At 58.4% G+C, this 22,149-nt stretch carries 13 protein-coding genes; 11 read left to right on the top strand and 2 right to left on the bottom strand.

Going from position 1 to position 22,149, the window contains the following annotated elements; translation table 11 throughout:
* Positions 1–25: 25 nt before the first annotated feature.
* A complete protein-coding gene (gene xthA, locus RHM55_RS02800; RefSeq protein ID WP_322179413.1) occupies positions 26–838 on the bottom strand; it encodes an exodeoxyribonuclease III in 813 nt (270 codons plus the stop codon).
* A 199-nt stretch (positions 839–1,037) separates the two neighbouring features.
* Between xthA and RHM55_RS02795 the strand changes: the two genes are divergently transcribed.
* The 3 genes from RHM55_RS02795 (at position 1,038) to RHM55_RS02785 (ending at position 7,180) form a co-directional block, all read left to right on the top strand.
* Positions 1,038–1,688 (top strand): GNAT family N-acetyltransferase, encoded by a 651-nt coding sequence (locus RHM55_RS02795; RefSeq protein WP_219060168.1) that lies wholly within the window; start codon positions 1,038–1,040, stop codon positions 1,686–1,688.
* Positions 1,689–1,754: 66 nt separating this feature from the next.
* Positions 1,755–3,494: an autotransporter assembly complex family protein gene (locus tag RHM55_RS02790; RefSeq protein ID WP_322179412.1), complete on the top strand. Its 1,740-nt coding sequence runs from the start codon at positions 1,755–1,757 to the stop codon at positions 3,492–3,494.
* A 14-nt stretch (positions 3,495–3,508) separates the two neighbouring features.
* Positions 3,509–7,180, top strand: a complete 3,672-nt coding sequence (locus RHM55_RS02785) for a translocation/assembly module TamB domain-containing protein (protein WP_322179411.1) — start codon at positions 3,509–3,511, stop codon at positions 7,178–7,180.
* 59 nt (positions 7,181–7,239) lie between these two features.
* On the opposite strand, the gene RHM55_RS02780 is transcribed toward RHM55_RS02785, so the two are convergent.
* The gene (locus RHM55_RS02780; RefSeq protein WP_322179410.1) at positions 7,240–8,235 is read right to left on the bottom strand and encodes an aldo/keto reductase; all 996 of its coding nucleotides are present in this window, start codon (positions 8,233–8,235) and stop codon (positions 7,240–7,242) included.
* Positions 8,236–8,390: 155 nt separating this feature from the next.
* On the opposite strand from RHM55_RS02780, the gene RHM55_RS02775 reads away from it, so the two are divergent.
* The 8 genes from RHM55_RS02775 to RHM55_RS02740 all read left to right on the top strand — a co-directional run bounded on the left by RHM55_RS02775 (position 8,391) and on the right by RHM55_RS02740 (position 22,133).
* Positions 8,391–9,314, top strand: coding sequence for a LysR family transcriptional regulator (locus RHM55_RS02775; protein ID WP_322179409.1), 924 nt, complete (start codon positions 8,391–8,393; stop codon positions 9,312–9,314).
* Positions 9,315–9,379: 65 nt separating this feature from the next.
* Positions 9,380–9,880: a thiol peroxidase gene (tpx, locus tag RHM55_RS02770; protein ID WP_322179408.1), complete on the top strand. Its 501-nt coding sequence runs from the start codon at positions 9,380–9,382 to the stop codon at positions 9,878–9,880.
* A 161-nt stretch (positions 9,881–10,041) separates the two neighbouring features.
* A complete protein-coding gene (locus RHM55_RS02765) occupies positions 10,042–11,346 on the top strand; it encodes an MdtA/MuxA family multidrug efflux RND transporter periplasmic adaptor subunit (RefSeq protein WP_322179407.1) in 1,305 nt (434 codons plus the stop codon).
* A complete protein-coding gene (locus RHM55_RS02760; protein ID WP_322179406.1) occupies positions 11,343–14,453 on the top strand; it encodes an MdtB/MuxB family multidrug efflux RND transporter permease subunit in 3,111 nt (1,036 codons plus the stop codon). The genes RHM55_RS02765 and RHM55_RS02760 overlap by 4 nt, the downstream gene beginning before the upstream one ends.
* Positions 14,450–17,557: an efflux RND transporter permease subunit gene (locus tag RHM55_RS02755; protein ID WP_322179405.1), complete on the top strand. Its 3,108-nt coding sequence runs from the start codon at positions 14,450–14,452 to the stop codon at positions 17,555–17,557. The genes RHM55_RS02760 and RHM55_RS02755 overlap by 4 nt, the downstream gene beginning before the upstream one ends.
* A complete protein-coding gene (locus tag RHM55_RS02750) occupies positions 17,554–19,023 on the top strand; it encodes an efflux transporter outer membrane subunit (RefSeq protein ID WP_322179404.1) in 1,470 nt (489 codons plus the stop codon). The genes RHM55_RS02755 and RHM55_RS02750 overlap by 4 nt, the downstream gene beginning before the upstream one ends.
* Before the next feature lie 180 nt (positions 19,024–19,203).
* Complete coding sequence (locus tag RHM55_RS02745) at positions 19,204–21,306, top strand: putative bifunctional diguanylate cyclase/phosphodiesterase (protein ID WP_322179403.1); 2,103 nt, start codon at positions 19,204–19,206, stop codon at positions 21,304–21,306.
* A gap of 80 nt (positions 21,307–21,386) precedes the next feature.
* Complete coding sequence (locus RHM55_RS02740; protein WP_219060158.1) at positions 21,387–22,133, top strand: SDR family oxidoreductase; 747 nt, start codon at positions 21,387–21,389, stop codon at positions 22,131–22,133.
* Positions 22,134–22,149 lie beyond the last annotated feature (16 nt).

Genomic DNA, 22,149 nt, shown 5'->3' with positions numbered 1-22,149 from the left:
TAAAAGGGCGTCTGCGGGGCCGGTTCTAGCTCAACTCCAGCCAGATCGGCGCATGGTCAGACGGTTTCTCCATGGCGCGCAGGTCGTAGTCCACGCCAGCGGCCTTGATGCGTGACTGCAATCCATGGGAGGCCATAATCACGTCGATCCGCAAACCGCGCTTGGGCTCATCTTCGAAGCCCCGGCTGCGGTAGTCGAACCAGCTGAAGCGGTCTATCACCTCGGGATGAAGATGACGGAAGCTGTCTATCAGGCCCCAGTTTTTCAGGCGCGCCATCCACTCGCGCTCTTCAGGCAAGAAACTGCATTTGCCAGTCCTGAGCCAGCGTTTGGCGTTATCCGGGCCGATGCCGATGTCGCAGTCTTCCGGGGAAATATTCACGTCGCCCATCACCACCAATGGCTGATCGTTTTTGAACTGGCTTTCCAGCAACAGCTGGAGGTCGTTGTAGAAACGCTCCTTGGCCGGGAATTTGGTCGGATGGTCGCGGCTTTCACCCTGCGGGAAGTAGCCGTTCATGATGGTCACAGGCTCGCCCTTTGTGTCGGCGAACGTGCCCCAGATAAAGCGCTTTTGGGATTCTTCGTCATCGGTGTCGAAACCCTTGTGCAGGGTGAGTGGCGCCTGGCGCGAGAGCAGAGCGACACCGTAGTGGCCTTTTTGCCCGTGGAAGTGCACGTGATACCCCAAGGCTTCGATTTCAGCTTGGGGGAATTGCTCGTCCGAGACTTTGGTTTCCTGCAGGCCGATCACGTCCGGCTGATGTTTCTCAATCAGCGCCGCCAACTGATGAGGTCTGGCGCGCAGGCCGTTAATGTTGAACGAGACGATTTTCATGGGCGGCAATCCTGGCAAACAAAAAAGCGATGCTAGCTGACCTGTCGACTCACGGCCAGCGTGGCGGATTGTCTGATCCAATGCTAGGGTCGGGTAGCAGAGTCGAAAATGTCGGAACTGTAATGCGTACCTGTTACTCGAAGCTTTCGCATCACAAACGCTGTCGTTCGAGCAGCGCTGTACCTATGAGGTCAACCGAATGCCTGAAACTTCAACAGCCGTGGCTGAAGTCCGCCAGCTGGACAGTGGTTACTCCCGCGAGGCGCGCTCGCTGCTGTACCACGCCTATCGCCACGAACCGAGCTTCGCTTACTTGTTTGAGTCGGACAGGCCGGGCTATGAGCATCGGGTCAGGGCCACCGTGCGTGAACTGGTCAAACAGCACTTCTTGCAGGACCTGCCAGCGCTGGGGTTGTTCGTCGAGGATCGGCTGGTGGGCATCGCTCTGATTGCCCCACCGCAACGCCGTCTCGATATTACCGAAAGCTGGGCATGGCGTTTGCGCATGGTCCTCAGTGCAGGGTTGCGCTGTACCCAGCGCTATCTGGAGTATCACCAGGCGGTGCTGGCCTGCCTGCCTTCTGACGCTGTGCACGTTTTGCCATTGCTGGGGGTCCACCCACAATTTCAGGGTCGTCACTTTGGTGAGCAGTTGCTCACGGCGCTGCATCAATGGTGCGCCGTCGATGAAACTTCACAGGGCGTGGTGCTCGACACGGGCAATCCGCGATATCTGGAGTTTTATAAGCGACAGGGCTATGAGGAAATCGGTGAGATTGCTGTAGGACCAATCCGGGAACATGTGTTTTTCCACCCCAATCCTCAGGTATTGCTCAAAGCCCAGGCATAAAGTCCCAGGCTTTCGCTGTCAGACGCGCTCCAGTACGACTCGCCGCGCGTGATAGCATCCGCCGCTATGAAGTTTTCCGGTAGATTCACCAGCGGTTTGGTTCTGCTGTTTATTGTCCAGTTCAGCACTTTTTCGGTGTTCGCGGCGGCGCAACTGGATATCAGGATCGAACCCTCCAACGACGCACTTAAAGCCAATATCGAAGGGTATGTGGGCAGCCTTGGCGAGCGCGATGAAGAGGCCCTGCAACGTTTCAGTCTGGGGGCTGAAGAGCAGGCGCAAAAAGCGGCGCAAGCCTTGGGCTATTACCAGGCGCAGATCGACAGCACAGTAAAAACCGGCAAGGACCTGCGACTGGTGATCAACGTGGTGCCTGGCGAGCCGGTGCATCTGCGCAGTGTCACCGTACGGATTGAAGGCCCAGCCGCCTCGCTCAAGGCGTTTCGAGTGCCGAAAAGCGACAGGTTGAAAACGGGCGCTGTACTCAATCATGGCTACTACGAAGACGCCAAGCGCCTGATCCAGAATCAGGCGTCGCGCTATGGCTTTTTTAGTGGGCACTTCAGCAGCCAGCGCCTGAGTATCGACCCAAAGGCTGGTGTTGCCGATATAAAGCTGATTTATGAGAGTGGCCCGCGCTACGTGCTAGGTAAAGTCAGCTTCAGCGGCGATGCGCCATTTGATGACGACTTGATGCAACGCATGGTGCCATTCAAAGCCTACACCCCTTATGACTCGGAACTGATCGCTGAACTCAATCAGGCCTTGCAGTCGAGCGGCTATTTCGAGGGCGTGCGGGTGGACGCGGCGCCCACGGCAGCAGTGGATCAGGTGATTCCGGTGGCGGTCCAGCTACAAACCCGCAAGCCCCGCACGATGGGGCTCGGCCTTGGCTTTTCCACCGACGTCGGTGTGCGCGGCAAGGCTAACTGGACGCGCCATTGGGTCAATCCTCAGGGGCACAGCTATGGTGCCGAGATGGAGCTGTCCGCACCGCGCCAAAACGTGGGCCTGTGGTACGACATACCTCTGACCCCGCCACTGACCGACAAACTGCGGTTCGCTGGCGGTTACCAGTACGAAGAGATCGCGGGCACCGACACCGTGAGCAAGCTGTTGACCGTCGGCCCTGAGTGGCACAGTCGGCTGTCCAGCGGTTGGGATCGGGTGATTTCATTGAAGTGGCAGCGCGAGGAATATCGTCTGGGCGATGATTCCGGGCTAAGTACGTTGCTGATGCCGGGTATCAGCTATTCACTTTTGCGCAGTGACAACCGTATCGACCCGCATAACGGTTATCGCCTGCAGTTCGATGGGCAAGTCGCCAAGGAGGGGCTGGCGTCAGACACCAATGTGTTGCGCGGCACTGTACTGCTTAAAGGCTTGACGACCGTGTGGCAAAACCACCGTTTTCTTGGGCGCGTGCAGTTTGGTGGCAGCGCGACCAACGGCTATCAATCGATCCCTCCCTCCTTGCGTTTTTTTGCTGGCGGCGATCAAAGCGTGCGCGGCTATGACTACCAGACCCTATCACCGACGAACTCCGACGGTGATCGTATTGGCGGACGGTACATGGTCGCTGGCAGCGCCGAATATCAATATTCAATCGCTGAAAAGTGGCGTGTGGCGACGTTTGTCGATCAAGGTAACTCCTTCAATACATTGCAACTGCCACGCTTGAAAACCGGTGTCGGTATCGGCGTGCGCTGGGTCTCGCCGGTCGGGCCGTTGCGCCTGGATCTGGCTCATGCGCTGGATGGCGATGGTGGGTTTCGTGTGCACTTTTCCATGGGCCCTGAATTATGAGGAGTGCCTGAACGGTGCGTCGCGCAATAAAAATTACCGGCCTGAGCCTGATCGCGTTACCCGTGTTGCTGATCCTGAGTCTGTGCCTGATCCTGGGCACGCAAGCGGGCAGCCGTTGGGCGCTGGGGCTGGTGCCGGGGCTGAAAATCGAAAACTTCAGCGGTCATCTGGCCGGTCAATGGCGGGCCGATCATCTGCTGTGGGTACAGGGCGATAGCCGCGTCGAGGTCGATGCGCCAGTCTTTGTCTGGTCGCCTTTGTGTCTGGCGAAGATGACGCTATGTGTCGATCAATTGCAGGCCGAGCGCGTCGGTCTACAGTTCCCTTCCGGTGCCGACCAAAGCAGTGGCCCCATGAGTCTGCCGGATCTGAAGCTGCCGCTGGCGATCCGCTTGGGTGACGTGCGCATCGGCAGCCTGATGCTTAATGGCAGCGAACAATTACGCGCTCTGCAACTGGCAGCGGAGTGGACGGCCAACGGCCTGCAGATCAATGCTGCGCATCTGCAACGGGATGATCTGGTGCTTGATCTGTCCGGGTTATTGCAGCCAAACGGCGACTGGCCGCTGACAGCCCAAGGTCAGCTGAAGCTGCCGGCACCGGGTGATCAGCCTTGGACGCTGGCCTTGAACATTCAGGGCAATCTGCTCAAGACTTTGCAGCTCAAGGCGGATAGCAGTGGTTATCTGCAAGGTCAATTGAGCGGGCAACTGCAACCGCTGGTGGAGAATCTGCCCGCACAGGTGAACGTCACGGCGGATGGCTTCAAGGCCAGTGCCGATCTGCCGGACACCCTGCAACTCAATCGGATTGAGCTGGCAGCTCAGGGCGATTTGAAGCACGGTTATCGGGTCTCTGGCAACGCCAGTCTGCCTGCCGAGCAAGGTCCGGTCGCGCTGGCGCTGCAAGGCAGGGTCGATGCTCAAGGTGCGGACATCGCGGCGCTTGATCTGACGGCCAGTGCAGAACAATCACTGAAGCTCAGCGGTCGGCTGGACTGGCGCCAGGGCTTCAGCGCCGACGCAAAAATCGATTGGCTGAACTTTCCGTGGCATCGGCTTTATCCGGCGATTGATGAACCGCAGGTGGCTTTGCGCACCTTCAGCGGCGAAGTCTCCTACACCGATGGCAAATACCTGGGCAATTTCAGCGGTGCTTTCGATGGACCCGCCGGGGCGTTCAGCCTGAGCAGTCCGTTCAGCGGTGATCTCAAGCAGATCTTTCTGCCTCAGTTAGAGCTGGCTGCGGGCAAGGGCAAGGCTGATGGGCACCTGAAACTGCAATTCGCCGATGGCATAGGCTGGGATACGGCGCTGGATCTGAGTGCGATCAACCCGGCGTATTGGCTGGGAGAATTGCCGGGTACCTTGGCTGGACCGTTGCGCAGCACCGGGGAATACAAAAACGAGCGACTGAGCCTGAACGTCGACCTCGACCTCAAAGGTCGGTTGCGGGGGCAGCCGGCCGTGCTGCAGGCCAAGGTCGATGGCGCCGGTGATAAGTGGACGCTCGGCTCGCTGGATGTTCGCCTGGGCGATAACCGCATTCAAGGCAAAGGCAGCTTGCAGCAACGTCTGCTTGGCCAAATGGACATCAATTTGCCGCGTCTGGGCCAGCTGTGGCCGCGTTTGCAGGGTCAAGTCAAAGGGCGCCTGGACCTGGCGGGCACACTGCAAGCGCCGCAAGGTCAACTGGCACTGCAAGGCGGGCAACTGGCGATGGCAGACAACCGCCTGCGAAGCCTGGCCCTGGCAGCAAAACTGGACACGGCTCAGCGTGCATCCATTGACCTCAAGGGTGGTGGTATTCAACTGGGCGACACGCAACTGGGCACGCTGAAGGTCAACGGTCAGGGGGATATCAAACATCAACAATTGGCGCTCGACCTGCAAGGCCCATTATTGAAGCTGGGGTTGGCACTCGACGGCGACCTGAGCAAAGGTGACTGGCGGGGCAGGCTGGTCAGTGGCGATGTGCAAACAGGGGGCCAGGATTGGCGCTTGCAGCAGCCGACCAGGCTCGAACGACTGGCTGATGGCAAAGTCAATTTTGCCGCTCACTGCTGGATTTCGGGGCAGGCAAGTTTGTGCGGTGAGGATCAGCGGCTGATGCCCGAGCCGCGCTTGCGTTATCACCTTAAGCAATTCCCCCTCGACAGCCTGGCTCAGTGGTTGCCCAAGGACTTTGCCTGGAAAGGCCTGCTCAACGGCAACGTGCAACTCGATCTCCCGACTTCCGGCCCTAATGGCCAGGTTTCGGTGGAGACCAGCGGTGGTACTTTGAGCATTCGCGAGAAGGACCAATGGCTGGATTTCCCTTATGAAAGCCTCAAGATCAGCAGCATCCTGAACCCGAAACGTATCGACTCCCAGCTGGACTTTCGCGGTGGAAAACTGGGCACGCTGTCAGTGACAGTGCAGATTGATCCGCTGGCGAAAAACAAACCGCTGTCCGGAGCGTTCAACCTCAGTGGGGTGGATATATCCATTGCCCGGCCTTTCGTGCCGATGGTCGAAAAACTCACCGGCAGGCTCAATGGCAGTGGGCGTTTGTCTGGGGGGCTGCTGGCACCGCAGGTTAATGGCAGCGTCACCCTCAGCGACGGCGAAGTGACTGGGCCGGAACTGCCCGTCAGCCTGCATGACCTGACGGTTCAGGCCCTGATCGCTGGCGAAAGCTTGCGCCTGGACGGCGGCTGGAACAGTGGCGAGTCTGGAAAAGGTACGTTGAATGGGCAGATATCCTGGGGCGAAGCGCTTGCGGTGGACCTCAATCTGAAAGGCGCGCACCTGCCGCTCACGGTGGAACCTTATGCCCTGCTGGAAGTGGCACCGAATCTAAACATCACCATGAAGGGCGGTAAGCTGGCGATTTCCGGCAAGGTGCTGATCCCCAAAGGCGCGATTACGATTCGTGAACTGCCGCCCTCGACAGTCAAACTGTCGGGTGACACCGTGATCGTCGGCCATCAGACCGAACAGGGCGCGCCGCCGTTGGTCATGGCCATGGATATCGACGTTGAAGTAGGTCAGGAAACACTCAGCTTCAGCGGTTTTGGGCTGACCGCGAATCTGGCCGGGCATGTGCATATCGGTGACAACCTCGACGCTCGGGGCGAGCTGACCCTCAACGATGGGCGTTATCGGGCTTATGGTCAGCGTTTGACCATTCGCCGAGCACGGCTTTTATTCGCTGGCCCCATCGACCAGCCGTACCTTGATATCGAAGCAATTCGCAAAACCGACGACGTGGTTGCCGGTATTCGCCTGACCGGCAGCGCCGAACAGCCGACCACTGTCGTGTTCTCAGAGCCGGCCATGAGCCAGGAGCAGGCGTTGTCCTATCTGATCATGGGGCGCCCGTTGAGCACCACCGGCGAAGACAGCAACATGATGGCCCAGGCAGCGTTGGCATTGGGCCTGGCCGGGAGCTCTTCAGTCACGGGTACGCTCGCCAAGGATCTTGGTATCAAGGATTTCGAGCTGGACACGTCAGGCAGCGGCAATACGACCAGTGTCGTCGCCAGTGGCAAGATTACTGACAAGTTGAGCCTGCGCTATGGCGTCGGCGTGTTCGAACCGGCCAACACCATCGCCTTGCGTTATATGTTGAGCAAAAAGCTCTATCTGGAAGCCGCCAGCGGAATCGCCAGCTCACTGGATCTGTTCTATAAACGGGACTTTTGAGCAGTGCACTCATGAATGTTGTGGGAGCGAATTCATGTGCTCCCACAATCGGGCCGCTGTTACTGGTTAACCAGTTTTAACGAGCTGTCGCTGTAACGCTTTCCGGCGATGGCCTCAATGGGAAACAGGTCTTTGAGGGTCTGCAGTTCGTTCGGGGTTAGTTTTATCGCTAATGCGGCGACGTTTTCTTCCAGGTATTTGCGTCGCTTGGTCCCCGGAATCGGCACGATGTCATTGCCTTGGGCAAGCACCCAAGCCAAGGCCAACTGGCCGGCACTGACGCCTTTTTCAGCGGCAAGTTTTTGTACCTTCTCCACGAGCAGCAGGTTTTTCGCGAAGTTTTCGCCCTGAAAACGCGGGCTCGATCGACGGTAATCGTCAGCTGCAAAGTCGTCAGGGCTTTTCAGCGTGCCGGTCAGGAATCCGCGCCCCAGAGGGCTGTAGGGTACAAAAGCAATACCCAGACGGCGACAGGTTTCGAGGCTGCCATTCTCTTCCGGCTCTCGGCTCCACAGCGAGTATTCGGTTTGCAGCGCGCTGATCGGATGCACTTTATGCGCCCGCTCCAGCGTACTGGCAGAAGCTTCGCTCAAACCGAGGTAACGAACCTTGCCGGCCTTGACCAGCTCGGCCATGGCGCCCACGGATTCTTCGACCGGGATTTGTGGGTCGATCCTGTGCTGGTAATACAGGTCCAGGGTTTCGATGCCCAAGCGTTTGAGCGTGCCGTCGATGGCGCTGCGAATATATTCCGGGCTGCCGTTTACCCCCCGGGCAGTGGGGTCGCTAGCATCGCGGACAAAGCCGAACTTGCTGGCGATAAAGACTTGATCACGCTTGCCGCGAATGGCCTGGCCGATCAGTTCTTCGTTGGTGTGCGGGCCATACATATCGGCAGTGTCCAACAGCGTGATACCCAGCTCCAGGGCGCGATGGAGGGTCGCTATGGCTTCTTTGGTGTCAGTGCCAGTGGTATAGAAGTCGGTCATGCCCATGCAGCCGAGACCGATGGCGGAAACCTGCGGGCCGTTTTTACCAAGTTGACGGGTTTGCATGGATAAACTCCTGCCGATTTAAAGGTGACTTCCATTGTTACGCTCGACAGAACAGAGATAAACCGGCTTAAAATGCTTTCACTGTTTAGAAAATCTAAACAGTGGCGCCTAAAATTGCCTCCCTGACCTCACTTCACCTACAAGGTCGTCGCCCCATGGATCGATTCAACGCCATGCGCGTGTTCACCCGTATCGTCGAACTGGGCGGGTTTGCCAAAGCCGCTGACAGCCTGCATATGCCGCGGGCTTCGGCGACAATTCTGATCAAGCAACTTGAAGCGCATTTGGGGGTGCAGTTGCTGCAACGCACCACCCGCCACGTCAGTCCGACCCTGGACGGCCAGGCGTATTACCAGCGTTGTGTCAGTCTGCTGACCGATCTGGAAGACACCGAAGCGGCGTTTTCATCGGCGAGCAAGGCGCCACAAGGCGTATTGCGCATTGATATTCCGGTGGGTTTCGGTCGCTTGATCGTTATCCCCGCATTGCCGCAGTTCACCGACCGTTACCCGATGATCGAACTGGAAATCGGCATGAGTGATCGTCCTGTGCAGTTGATTCGTGAGGGCGTGGATTGCGTGGTGCGGGCAGGGCCGTCGCTGGATGAGTCGCTAGTGGCAAGGCCGCTGGCGAATATGACGCAAGTGACCTGCGCGAGTCGCGAGTACCTACAGCGTCATGGCGCGCCGTTGACACTGGAAGATTTGTCGCAGCACAAAGTGATCGAGTATTTCTCGGCCAGCTCCAACAAACGGTATGGCCTGGAGTTCTTGATTGACGGTCAGGTGCGTGATTTCAGTCTGCCCAAGGCGATGTCAATAAACAGCGCAGACGGCTACCTGGCTGCATGCGAAGCCGGGTACGGATTGGTGCAGACGCCGTACTACCATATCGTCGAACAGCTGCGCAGTGGATCACTGGTAGAGGTGCTAAATACGTTTCGCCCGCCGCCGATGGCCTTGACGGCTTTGTACCCGCCGCATCGGCAGATGTCGCGACGGGTGAGGGTGTTTGTCGACTGGTTGGTGGAGTTGTGCGCCCGGAACAATCGGTTAGACAAAATCCAGTCAGGCCCATAGGTCCCTACGCACTTTCGTGTTTAACTTCCGGCTCTTCCAGAAACCCCTTAAAAAGGACTCAGCTCATGGCTCAAGTGACCCAGAAAGGCAACCCTATTCAAGTCAACGGCGAACTGCCAAAGGTTGGTAGCTCCGCACCTGCGTTTACGCTGGTGGCGGGTAACTTGGCTGACGTTACCCTGGCCACCTTTGCCGGAAAACGCAAAGTGCTGAACATTTTTCCAAGCATCGACACGCCGACCTGCGCCACCTCCGTGCGCAAGTTCAACGCCCAGGCCAATGACCTGAGCAACACCGTGGTGCTGTGTATTTCCGCCGACTTGCCGTTCGCCCAATCCCGCTTCTGCGGTGCCGAAGGCCTGGAAAACGTCCAGAACCTGTCCACGATGCGTGGCCGCGAGTTCCTGGAAAACTACGGCGTGGCAATTGCTGAAGGCCCGCTGGTAGGTCTGGCCGCGCGTGCCGTGGTTGTGCTCGACGAACACGACAAAGTACTGCACAGCGAGCTGGTCTCTGAAATCGGCCACGAACCGAATTACGACGCTGTTCTGGCTGCTCTAAAGTAACACGTTGTAAAACATTAACGGCCTGGCCTCGTCCGGGCCGTTTTTATTTGTGCTTCAGGGTCTTATCGAAAGTAAGCGCTAAGTAAATTGCCGGTAAAGGCGCTTTGCTTGGGCCCCAACTGTGCTTATTGTTCAGCCTCCCGTAGAAGCTCACGCGCACAATGGTTGATTTATTCATGCAATCCTCTGGCCCCCGTAGTTCCCGTCGCTGGCTGATCAGCCTGGCAGTCCTGTTGATTATCATCGGCCTGTGCTGGTGGTGGTGGCCGTCTTCAGCCACCCACAAAAGCGCGGTAGCCACCCATCCAAAGTCCACGAGCGGTACGCCTCGTCCGGGCTTTGGCGGCGCAACCGGGCCGGTTCCTGTACGTGTGGCACCTGCCACCGTGGGTGACTTCCCGATTTACTACAAAGCGTTGGGTACCGTGACGGCGATGAACACGATCAACGTTCGCAGCCAGGTAGCGGGGCAGTTGGTCAAACTTAACTTCCAGGAAGGGCAGATGGTCAAGGCGGGTGACCTGCTGGCCGAGATTGATCCGCGCAGTTACCAGATTGCGCTGGAGCAGGCCGAAGGTACATTGCTGACGAATCAGGCGTTGCTCAAAAACGCGCAGATTGATCTGGAGCGCTATCGCGGCCTGTATGCCGAAGATAGCATTGCCAAGCAAACACTGGACACCGCTGCGTCACTGGTGGTTCAGTATCAGGGCACGATCAAGACCAATCAGGCTGCGGTGGGAAACGCTAAACTCAATCTGGAGTTCACCAAAATTCGTGCGCCTATCGCAGGGCGTACCGGGCTGCGCCAACTGGATGTAGGCAACTTGGTGGCGGCCAATGACACCACAGCGCTGGTGGTCATCACCCAGACCAAACCCATCACCGTCAATTTCACCCTGCCCGAGAAAGACTTATCAGTGGTCATTGCGCGTTTTCGCAGTGGCGACAAGCTGCTGGCGGAAGCCTGGGACCGGGGTGACGAAAAACTGCAAGCCACCGGCGTGCTGTACAGCCTGGACAACCAGATCGACATCACCACGGGCACATTGAAGTTCAAGGCCCGTTTCGATAACCAGGACGAACTGCTGTTTCCCAATCAGTTCGTCAACCTGCGCCTGCGTGCCGACACCCTTAAACACGCAGTGCTGGTGCCTTCTGCAGCGATCCAGTTCGGTACCAACGGGACATTCGCCTACGTGATGGATGGCGACAAGAAGGTCAAGATTCGCCAATTGCAGACCGGAGCGAGCGACGAAAAAGCCACCGTTATCACCAGCGGCCTGGCCGAAGGCGAGCGCGTCGTGCTCGAGGGTACCGATCGCTTGCGCGATGGCAGTGAGGTGGAAGTGGTCAACGATAGCAAGGACGTCCCCGCCGCGCCGGTGCAAAAGTTGCAGGGTCAACCTTCAAAGGGTACTGATGAATCGGCTGTAGCCAATAAGGCGGAAAAAAGCCGCGTATGAACATCTCCCGGCTGTTCATCCTGCGTCCGGTAGCGACCACCCTGAGCATGCTGGCCATCGTTCTGGCCGGCCTGATTGCTTATACCTTGCTGCCGGTCTCGGCCTTGCCTCAGGTGGATTACCCGACGATTCGCGTGCTGACGCTTTACCCCGGCGCCAGTCCGCAAGTGATGACCAGCGCAGTGACCGCGCCTTTGGAGAGGCAGTTCGGGCAGATGCCAGGGCTCACGCAAATGGCCTCGACCAGTTCCGGTGGTGCCTCGGTGATCACCCTGCGTTTCAGCCTCGACCTCAATATGGACGTCGCTGAGCAGGAAGTGCAGGCCGCGATCAACGGTGCGACCAATCTTTTACCCACGGATCTGCCAGCACCGCCGGTGTACAACAAGGTCAACCCGGCCGACACCCCGGTACTGACCCTGGCAATTACCTCCAAAACCATGCTGCTGCCCAAGCTTAACGACCTGGTCGATACGCGTATGGCGCAGAAAATCGCCCAGATTAGCGGTGTGGGCATGGTCAGTATTGCTGGCGGACAACGTCAGGCGGTACGGATCAAGGTCAACCCTGAAGCGCTGGCCGCCAATGGCCTGAACCTCGCGGATGTGCGCACGCTGATCGGTGCGTCCAACGTCAACCAGCCTAAGGGTAACTTCGATGGCCCGACGCGGGTATCGATGCTGGATGCCAACGACCAGTTGAAGTCGCCGGAGGAATACGCGGAACTCATTCTCGCCTACAAAAATGGCGCGCCTTTGCGTCTGAAGGACGTGGCTCAGGTCATCGACGGGGCGGAGAATGAACGGCTGGCAGCCTGGGCCAACGAGAACCAGGCTGTGCTGCTCAATATTCAGCGCCAGCCCGGTGCCAACGTCATCGAGGTGGTCGACCGGATCAAGGCGCTGCTGCCCAGTATCACTGATAACCTGCCCGCAGGGCTTGATGTCACTGTCCTGACTGACCGCACGCAAACCATTCGTGCGTCGGTCACTGACGTGCAGCACGAGTTGCTGATAGCCATCGCGCTGGTGGTCCTGGTTACGTTTCTGTTCTTGCGTCGGGTCAGTGCCACGATCATTCCGTCGATTGCCGTACCGCTGTCGCTGGTCGGCACGTTTGGTGTGATGTACCTGGCCGGGTTCTCGGTCAACAACCTGACGTTGATGGCGATGACCATCGCCGCTGGCTTTGTGGTGGATGACGCCATCGTGATGCTGGAGAACATCTCGCGACACCTGGAGGAGGGCGACACGCCACTGCAAGCCGCACTCAAAGGCGCGCGGCAGATCGGTTTTACCCTGATCTCACTGACGATTTCGCTGATCGCCGTGTTGATTCCATTGTTGTTCATGGCTGATGTAGTCGGTCGGCTGTTCCGTGAGTTTGCGATCACCCTGGCGGTGGCGATCCTGATTTCCCTCGTGGTGTCCCTGACTCTCACGCCGATGATGTGCGCCAGGTTGCTCAAGCGTGAGCCCAAGGCAGAGGAACAGGGCCGTTTTTATCGCGCCAGTGGGGCCTGGATCGATTGGATGATTGCGGCCTACGGACGTAAGTTGCGCTGGGTGCTCAAGCATCAACCGCTGACCTTGCTGGTGGCCATTGCCACCCTGGGCCTGACGGTGTTCCTGTACATGATCGTGCCTAAAGGCTTTTTCCCGGTGCAGGACACGGGGGTGATTCAGGGCATTTCCGAAGCGCCGCAATCGGTGTCCTTCGCCGCCATGAGCGAGCGGCAACAGTCGTTGGCGAAAATCATCCTGCAAGATCCGGCGGTGGCGAGCCTGTCTTCCTATATCGGCGTGGACGGTGATAACGCGACACTCAACAGCGGACGCTTGTTGATCAACCTCAAGCCTCACAGCGAACGCGACCTGAGCGCCACGCAAATCATTCAACGTTTGCAACCGCAACTCGACACGCTGTCGGGCATCCGTTTGTTCATGCAGCCGGTGCAGGACCTGACCGTCGAAGATCGGGTCAGCCGTACCCAGTATCAATTCAGTCTGTCGTCGCCGGACTCCGATCTGTTGGCCGAGTGGAGCGGCAAGCTGTCTCAGGCCTTGAGTAAACGAGCAGAATTGACCGATGTCGCCAGCGATTTGCAAGACAAGGGTTTGCAGGTCTATTTGTTGATCGACCGTGACGCTGCCAGCCGCCTCGGTGTCAGCGTGGCGAACATCACCGATGCGCTCTACGACGCCTTCGGTCAGCGCCAGATTTCCACCATTTACACCCAGGCCAGCCAATACCGTGTGGTGTTGCAGGCGGTTTCCGGCAGCGATCTCGGGCCGCAGGCTCTGGATCAGATTCACGTCAAGACCACTTCCGGTACTCAGGTCAAACTGTCGAGTCTGGCACGGGTCGAACAGCGCCAGGCGCAGTTGGCCATCGCCCACATCGGTCAATTCCCGTCGGTCATGATGTCGTTCAACCTGGCCCCGGGCGTGGCATTGGGCAGCGCGGTGGAAGTGATCAATCAGGTGCAGAAAGACATTGGCATGCCGATCGGCGTGCAGACTCAATTCCAGGGTGCAGCCCAGGCGTTCGAGGCGTCATTGTCGAGCACCTTGCTGCTGATTCTGGCCGCAGTGGTGACGATGTATATCGTGCTTGGCGTGCTGTACGAGAGCTACATTCATCCCATCACCATTCTCTCGACATTGCCGTCTGCTGCAGTCGGCGCGCTGCTGGCGCTGCTGATCAGTGGCAATGACCTGGGAATGATCGCGATCATCGGCATCATTTTGTTGATCGGTATCGTCAAGAAGAACGCGATCATGATGATCGACTTCGCGCTGGACGCGGAGCGCAATCGGGGCGTCGATCCGGAAACGGCGATTTACGAAGCGGCGCTGCTGCGCTTTCGGCCGATCCTGATGACCACCATGGCCGCACTGTTCGGTGCCGTGCCGTTAATGCTCGCCAGTGGTTCCGGCGCTGAATTGCGTCAGCCGCTGGGCTTGGTGATGGTCGGCGGTCTTATGCTCAGTCAGGTACTGACGCTGTTTACCACGCCGGTGATCTATCTGTATTTCGACCGTCTGGCTCGGCGATGGGGGCACACACCGAGTGCGCCCGCGAGCCTGGAGCAGGCCGACGTATGAACCTGTCAGGGCCCTTCATCCGTCGGCCGGTTGCAACCATGCTCCTGAGCCTGGCGATCATCTTGCTGGGCGGTGTCAGCTTCGGTCTGCTGCCGGTGTCGCCCCTGCCGAACATGGACTTCCCGGTGATTGTGGTCTCGGCCAGCTTGCCGGGCGCCAGCCCCGAGGTCATGGCCTCCACCGTGGCGACGCCACTGGAGCGCTCCCTGGGCACGATTGCCGGGATCAGCACCATGAGCAGCCGTTCGAGCCAGGGTTCGACCCGGGTGATTCTGCAGTTCGACCTGGATCGAGACATCAACGGTGCAGCGCGGGAAGTGCAGGCGGCGATCAATGCCTCGCGCAATCTGCTGCCCAGTGGTATGCGCAGCATGCCCACCTACAAAAAGGTCAACCCGTCCCAGGCACCGATCATGGTCCTGTCGCTGACGTCCGACGTGCTGGAGAAGGGCCAGCTGTACGACCTGGCGTCGACGATCCTCTCGCAAAGCCTGTCTCAGGTGAACGGCGTCGGCGAAGTGCAGATCGGCGGCAGCTCGCTGCCTGCCGTACGGGTCGAACTCGAGCCGCAACTACTCAATCAGTATGGTGTGTCGCTGGATGAAGTCCGCACTACGATTGCCAATGCCAACGTGCGCAAACCTAAAGGGTCGGTGGAGGACGCCGACCACAACTGGCAGGTGCAGGCGAACGACCAGCTGGAAAAAGCCAAGGATTACGAACCGCTGATCATCCGCTATCAGGACGGTGCGGCCCTGCGCCTGAGTCACGTGGCGAAAGTCAGTGACGCAGTGGAGGACCGCTATAACGCCGGTTTTTTCAACGACAAGCAGGCGGTGTTGTTGGTCATCAACCGTCAGGCCGGTGCCAACATCATCGAGACCGTGGCGCAGATCAAGGCGCAATTACCGGCCTTGCAGGCAGTGCTGCCAGCCAGCGTCAATCTGGACCTGGCCATGGACCGCTCACCAGTGATCAAGGCGACCTTGCACGAAGCAGAAATGACGCTGTTAATCGCCGTGACTCTGGTGATCCTGGTGGTGTTCTTTTTCCTTGGCAACTTCCGCGCTTCGTTGATCCCGACGCTGGCGGTCCCGGTGTCGCTGGTGGGTACGTTTGCCGTCATGTACTTGTCCGGTTTTTCCCTGAACAACTTGTCGCTGATGGCGTTGATCCTCGCCACTGGCCTGGTGGTGGACGATGCTATCGTAGTGCTGGAGAACATATCCCGGCACATCGACAAAGGCGTGCCGCCGATGCAGGCCGCGTACCTGGGCGCCAAGGAAGTAGGCTTCACCTTGCTGTCGATGAACGTATCGCTGGTGGCGGTCTTCCTGTCGATCCTGTTTATGGGCGGTATTATTGCCAGCCTGTTCCGCGAGTTTTCCATCACGTTGGCGGTATCGATTGTCGTCTCGCTCGTGGTGTCCCTGACCCTGACCCCGATGTTGTGCGCCCGCTGGCTCAAACCCCATGATCCGGATCGGGAAAATTCGTTGCAACGCTGGAGTCGTCGACTCAACGAGCGGATGGTCGCGGGCTACGACCGCAGCCTTGGCTGGGCGTTGCGTCATCGAAGATTGACCCTGTTGAGCCTGCTGCTGACCATCGGCGTCAACATCGCGCTGTATGTGGTAGTGCCCAAGACGTTCATGCCGCAACAGGACACCGGTCAACTGATCGGCTTTATCCGGGGCGACAACGGCCTTTCGTTTTCAGTGATGCAGCCCAAGATGGAAATTTACCGCAAGGCTGTGCTGGCTGATCCCGCCGTCGACAGCGTAGCCGGCTTTATTGGCGGCAACGGTGGCTCCAACAATGCCACGATGATTGTGCGGCTCAAGCCCATCAAGGAACGCAATATTGCCGCCGATAAAGTCATTGAGCGTTTGCGTAAAAATATGCCGCAAGTTCCCGGTGGCCGTTTGTTTCTGATGGCCGATCAAGACCTGCAATTCGGCGGTGGACGCGAGCAGACCACCTCGCAATACCAATACATCCTGCAAAGCGGCGATTTGACCAGTCTGCGTCTCTGGTACCCGAAAGTGCTGGCGGCGCTCAAGTCATTGCCGGAACTGACCGCTATCGATGGGCGTGAAGGTCGTGGCGCGCAACAAGTTACCCTGCAAGTGGACCGTGATACCGCCAAACGACTGGGCGTTGACATGAACATGGTCACGGCAGTGCTGAATAACGCTTACAGTCAGCGGCAGGTTTCCACCATCTATGACAGCCTCAACCAGTATCAGGTGGTGATGGAGGTCAACCCGAAATACGCTCAGGACCCGGTCACACTTGAGCAGGTTCAGGTGATCACGGCCGCAGGCGAGCGCATTCCGTTGTCGAGTTTCACCCATTACGAACGCAGCCTGGAAAATGACCGGGTGACCCATGACGGTCAGTTCGCTTCCGAAGATATTTCCTTCGACCTGGCGGAGGGCGTGACGCTTGAACAAGCCTCTACTGCCATTGAGCACGCCGTGGCCAAAGTGGGTTTGCCCACCGATGTCATCGCCAAAATGGCGGGGACAGCCGACACGTTCGCCGCCGCCCAGAAAAGCCAGCCGTGGATGATTCTGGGAGCGCTGGTGGTGGTGTATCTGGTGCTTGGGATCCTCTATGAAAGCTACATTCACCCGCTGACCATTCTCTCGACCTTGCCATCGGCGGGGGTCGGCGCGTTGCTGTCGATCTATCTGCTGGGTGGCCAGTTCAGCCTGATCTCGTTGCTCGGGCTGTTTCTGTTGATCGGGGTGGTGAAGAAAAACGCCATTCTGATGATCGACCTCGCGCTGCAATTGGAACGTGAGTCCGGGATGACGCCACTGGAGTCAATCCGCAGCGCGTGCCTGCAACGTCTACGACCGATATTGATGACGACGCTGGCCGCTATTCTTGGCGCCTTGCCCTTGCTGCTGAGCAGTGCCGAAGGGGCGGAGATGCGTCACCCGCTGGGGTTGACGATTATCGGCGGCCTGATTTTTAGCCAGATCCTGACCCTGTACACCACCCCCGTTGTTTACCTCTATCTCGACCGTTTGCGCCGTCGCGTCAACCAATGGCGTGGCGTGCGCACCGATGCTGCTTTGGAAACTCCGCTATGACCGACCGCCTGCAAATCAAACCCGTTTTACAGCGGCCTGTGCGTTGGCTCGGTCTGGGGCTTTGTGCCGTGTTCCTGAGTGCCTGCGCGGTCGGTCCTGACTATAAAAAGCCGGAAATGACCACGCCCGCGCAGTTCAAACAAGCCGAAGGCTGGCGTCAGGCTGCGCCCAGCGATGCGCTGGCCCGGGGCGCTTGGTGGGAGTTGTATGGCGATGCACAACTCAACGGACTGGTGGAAAAACTCAACAGCTCAAACCAGACCGTCGCTCAGTTTGAAGCGCAGTACCGGCAGGCCAAGGCCTTGGTGCGCAGTGCTCGCGGTGCGTTCTTTCCGACGCTTGATCTCAGTGCGAGTAAGAATCGCTCCAGTCAGGGGACCGGAAGCAGCAGTTCGAGCCTGACCAGTTCCAGCAGTGGTATCCGCGACACTTACAGCACTCAGCTGGGTGTCAGTTGGGAGGCCGATGTCTGGGGCAAGCTGCGTCGTGGTCTGGAGGCCGACAAGGCCAGCGCTCAGGCCAGCCTTGCCGATCTGGCGTCGATGCAGCTGAGTTTGCAGTCGGAATTGGTGCAGAACTACCTGCAACTGCGGGTGATCGACGAACAAAAACGCCTTCTCGAATCGACGGTCGACGCTTACCAGCGCTCGCTGACCATGACGCAGAACCAGTACCGTGCCGGTATCTCCGGCAAAGATGCGGTGGCGCAGGCGCAGACCCAGCTAAAAACCACCCAGGCTGATTTGATCGATTTGATCTGGCAGCGTGCTCAGTTCGAGAACGCAATCGCCGTGCTGATGGGCCAAGCCCCGGCGGACTTCAATCTGGCGGCCACGACCGTCATTCCTGCGTTGCCGCAGATCCCGCTGGAGTTGCCTTCGCAGTTGCTCGAACGTCGCCCGGACATCGCTGCGGCCGAACGCTCAGTAATGGCGGCCAACGCCAATATCGGTGTCGCCAAAGCCGCGTACTACCCCGACCTCACGTTGAGTATGAAGGGCGGTTATAGCAGCTCCACGTTCACTAACTGGATCAGCTTGCCGAACCGTTTCTGGTCTGTCGGACCGCAACTGGCGATGACCCTGTTCGATGGCGGCCAACGCTCGGCGGAAGTCGATCGCACTGAAGCGGTTTACGACCAGACCGTAGCCCAATACCGTCAAACCGTGTTGAACGGTTTTCAGGAAGTGGAAAATCATCTGGTGCAGCTCAAGGTCTACGAAGATGAGGCTGGCGTGCGCACCGAGGCCTTGATGTCGGCGCGTGAGTCCTTGCGCTTGACCAACAACCAATATAAAGCCGGCCTTATCGCTTATCTGGATGTGGTCAACGTGCAAACCACTGCCCTAAGTAACGAACGAAGCGTGCTGACCCTGCTGCAAAGTCGGCTGATCGCCAGTGTGCAACTGATCGCGGCGTTGGGTGGTGGCTGGAATGCCGAGAGCGGATTGAATATTCAAGAGTGATCGACATAATGCACCAGAGCTGGCGCTATTGCAGGCAGCTCGCTCCTACACTGGATCCAGGCTGTAACGGGCACGAAAAAAACAATTAAACAAACTGCGATTTTTTGTACAAGTTGAGTACAATTCTCGGCCTTTCAGCAGCATGAATGCTCATCATCTGCCACGGTCACGAGAACGCTCATGCTTATTGGCAGTTACACACCCTCGCTGGTTCTGATCTCGATTTTCGTCGCAATCCTGGCGTCTTATACGGCGCTGGACCTTGCAGGGCGTATTGTCACGGCCAAGGGCCGCGCGGTTTATCTATGGATGGGTGGCGGGGCGTTGGCGATGGGCATTGGCGTCTGGTCCATGCATTTCATCGGGATGCTTGCGTTCCATCTGCCAGTCGAACTCGGCTACGACTTGCCGATTACCTTGCTGTCGCTGGCACTCGGTATTTTGTCCTGCGGTTTTGCCCTGTGGCTGGTCAGCCAACCGCAACTGCCAGCCCTGCAACTGAGCTTTGGCGCGCTGGTCATGGGCGCCGGAATCAGCGCCATGCACTATTGCGGCATGGCGGCGTTGCGGATGCAGCCGGGCATTGAATACGCCCCCTCGTTGTTTGTGGGTTCCCTGGTGATCGCGGTCAGTGCTTCAGCGGCAGCATTATGGATTACCTTTCGACTGCGTCGGCAAACGCCCTATGTGCGCTTGGCTAGAGGCGGGGCCGCAGTATTCATGGGCATGGCCATTGTCGGCATGCATTACACCGGTATGGCGGCGGCAGGTTTTGCCGATGGCAGTTTCTGTGGTGCGGTCGGCAGTGGGTTGCGGGTTGATGGCCTGGACACGCTCGTGCTGGTCACCAGCCTTGCGGTTCTGACGATTGCCTTGCTGACGTCGATCCTTGATGCTCGCATGGAGGATCGCACTGCCGAGCTGTCCAACTCGCTGAGCGTGGCCAATCGAGAATTGACCCAACTGGCTCTGCACGACACGCTGACCGGCCTGCCCAATCGGGTGTTGCTGGCGGACCGTATCGAACACGCCATGGGCAAGGTCGACGAGCATGGCGGCTGTTTTGCACTGATGTTCATGGACCTGGATGGATTCAAACCCGTCAACGATGCGTTTGGTCACCATATGGGCGACTTGTTGTTGCGCCAGGTCGCGCTGCGGCTGCGGGAAGACCTGCACGGCAAAAATACCCTGGCACGTATCGGTGGTGATGAGTTTGTCCTGCTGGTCGAACTGAGCGAGACAGAAGACGCGTCGAGCGTCGCAGCTCGTCAGGTGGCTTTGATCGCCCAGCCCTTTATGGTCACCGATCATAGTTTGCAAGTCTCCGCCAGCATTGGCATAGCCCTGTACCCCGGCAATGGCCAGACCCAGCATGAGCTGCTGATGAACGCCGACGCCGCGATGTACCACGCCAAAGGTGCGGGGAAAAACGGCTACTGTTTTTTCGATGCGTCGATGAACACCAATGCGCGCAACCAGTTGCAACTGTTGCAGGACTTGCGTCGGGCGCTCAAACAAGAGCAGTTTTGCTTGCATTACCAACCAAAATTCGATGCCGGTAGTGGCCTGCCATTAGGCGCGGAGGCCTTGCTGCGCTGGCACCATCCACAGCTGGGTTTGCTGCTGCCGGACACGTTCATTGGGCTTGCGGAAAAGACCGGGTTGATTATTCCGATTGGTGAATGGGTGCTCAACGAAGCCTGCCGGCAAATGCGCGTCTGGCATGAGCAGGGCTACAGCCACTGGCGGATTGCGGTGAACCTCTCGGCGTTGCAGTTCTGCCACAACGATTTGGTCACCAGCGTCGCCAGGGCCTTGGCGCTGCACCGTCTGCCAGCGAACAGCCTGACCCTGGAAATTACCGAAACCACCGCCATGAGTGACGCTGACGTCAGCATGACCGTGTTGCAGCAACTGTCAGATATGGGCGTGGACCTGTCCATCGACGACTTCGGTACCGGCTATTCCAGCCTGATGTACCTCAAACGCCTGCCCGCTAACGAGCTGAAGATCGACCGGGGCTTTGTTCGCGACCTGGAGCACGACAGCGACGACGCGGCGATCGTCTCGGCAATCGTCGCCCTGGGCCAGGCGCTTGGATTACGCATCGTCGCCGAGGGCGTTGAAACCGATAAGCAGCAAAACTTCCTGACCGAACTCGGCTGCAACTCCCTGCAGGGTTTTCTTTTAGGTCATCCGTTGCCGGCGGAACGCTTTATGGCGGATATCAGTCGTGCGAAGCGGAAAGAGGAGGTTAAGCGCGTGCTTGATGAAGCGTGATCTGTGTCGGATCATGGCTTTCTCTCGCCCCAAGCCTGCGCTAGGCTGACCACCATTAGCGATTGATCGGAAGCTCACCCATGGAAAAAGTTCTTCTCATCACCGGCAGCTCTCGTGGCATCGGGGCTGCAACTGCTTTGCTTGCCGCAGAGCAGGGGTATCGTATTTGCATCAATTATCTGTCCGACCATCAAGCGGCCGAGCGGGTGTGCGCACACATTCGCAAACTCGGGGCGCAGGTGATGGCAGTGCAGGCAGATGTCAGCGATGAAGATGAAATTATCGGATTGTTCGCCCGGATCGACGCGGAGTTGGGGCCTGTGACGGCGCTGGTCAACAATGCGGGCACCGTCGCGGAGGCCTCCCGGGTCGAAGAGATGTCCGAGTTCCGCATGCTCCGAATGATGAAAACCAACGTGGTCGGACCGATGCTGTGCGCCAAGCACGCCTTGCTGCGTATGTCGCCACGTCATGGTGGCAAAGGTGGCAGCATCGTCAACGTTTCTTCGGTCGCGGCCCGGCTTGGGGCTTCCGGGGAATACGTCGACTATGCCGCCTCCAAAGGCGCGCTGGATACGTTTACCCTAGGCCTGGCGCGGGAAGTGGCGGGTGAAGGGATTCGGGTCAACGCGGTGCGACCGGGCTATATCTTTACCGATTTCCATGCCTTGAGCGGCGATCCACATAGGGTCAGCAAACTCGAACCCGGCATTCCCATGGGGCGCGGTGGCTGTGCGGAGGAAGTGGCCGAGGCGATCATCTGGCTGCTATCGGCAAAAGCCAGTTACGCCACCGGGACGTTTATTGATCTGGGGGGCGGTCGATAGCGTCGCGTGGTGCTTG

It is taken from the genome of Pseudomonas sp. MH9.2 (assembly GCF_034353875.1).
Lineage (GTDB): Bacteria > Pseudomonadota > Gammaproteobacteria > Pseudomonadales > Pseudomonadaceae > Aquipseudomonas.
The sequence above is the reverse complement of the archived record's forward strand: the minus strand, read 5'-3'. Positions and strand labels throughout refer to the sequence as shown.

Coding starts and splice junctions, on each gene's coding strand:
- RHM55_RS02790 (WP_322179412.1), top strand. CDS start 1,755: ATGAAGTTTTCCGGTAGATTCACCAGCGGTTTGGTTCTGCTGTTTATT.
- RHM55_RS02755 (WP_322179405.1), top strand. CDS start 14,450: ATGAACCTGTCAGGGCCCTTCATCCGTCGGCCGGTTGCAACCATGCTC.
- RHM55_RS02795 (WP_219060168.1), top strand. CDS start 1,038: ATGCCTGAAACTTCAACAGCCGTGGCTGAAGTCCGCCAGCTGGACAGT.
- RHM55_RS02750 (WP_322179404.1), top strand. CDS start 17,554: ATGACCGACCGCCTGCAAATCAAACCCGTTTTACAGCGGCCTGTGCGT.
- RHM55_RS02745 (WP_322179403.1), top strand. CDS start 19,204: ATGCTTATTGGCAGTTACACACCCTCGCTGGTTCTGATCTCGATTTTC.
- RHM55_RS02775 (WP_322179409.1), top strand. CDS start 8,391: ATGGATCGATTCAACGCCATGCGCGTGTTCACCCGTATCGTCGAACTG.
- RHM55_RS02760 (WP_322179406.1), top strand. CDS start 11,343: ATGAACATCTCCCGGCTGTTCATCCTGCGTCCGGTAGCGACCACCCTG.
- xthA (WP_322179413.1), bottom strand. CDS start 838: ATGAAAATCGTCTCGTTCAACATTAACGGCCTGCGCGCCAGACCTCAT.
- RHM55_RS02765 (WP_322179407.1), top strand. CDS start 10,042: ATGGTTGATTTATTCATGCAATCCTCTGGCCCCCGTAGTTCCCGTCGC.
- tpx (WP_322179408.1), top strand. CDS start 9,380: ATGGCTCAAGTGACCCAGAAAGGCAACCCTATTCAAGTCAACGGCGAA.
- RHM55_RS02780 (WP_322179410.1), bottom strand. CDS start 8,235: ATGCAAACCCGTCAACTTGGTAAAAACGGCCCGCAGGTTTCCGCCATC.
- RHM55_RS02740 (WP_219060158.1), top strand. CDS start 21,387: ATGGAAAAAGTTCTTCTCATCACCGGCAGCTCTCGTGGCATCGGGGCT.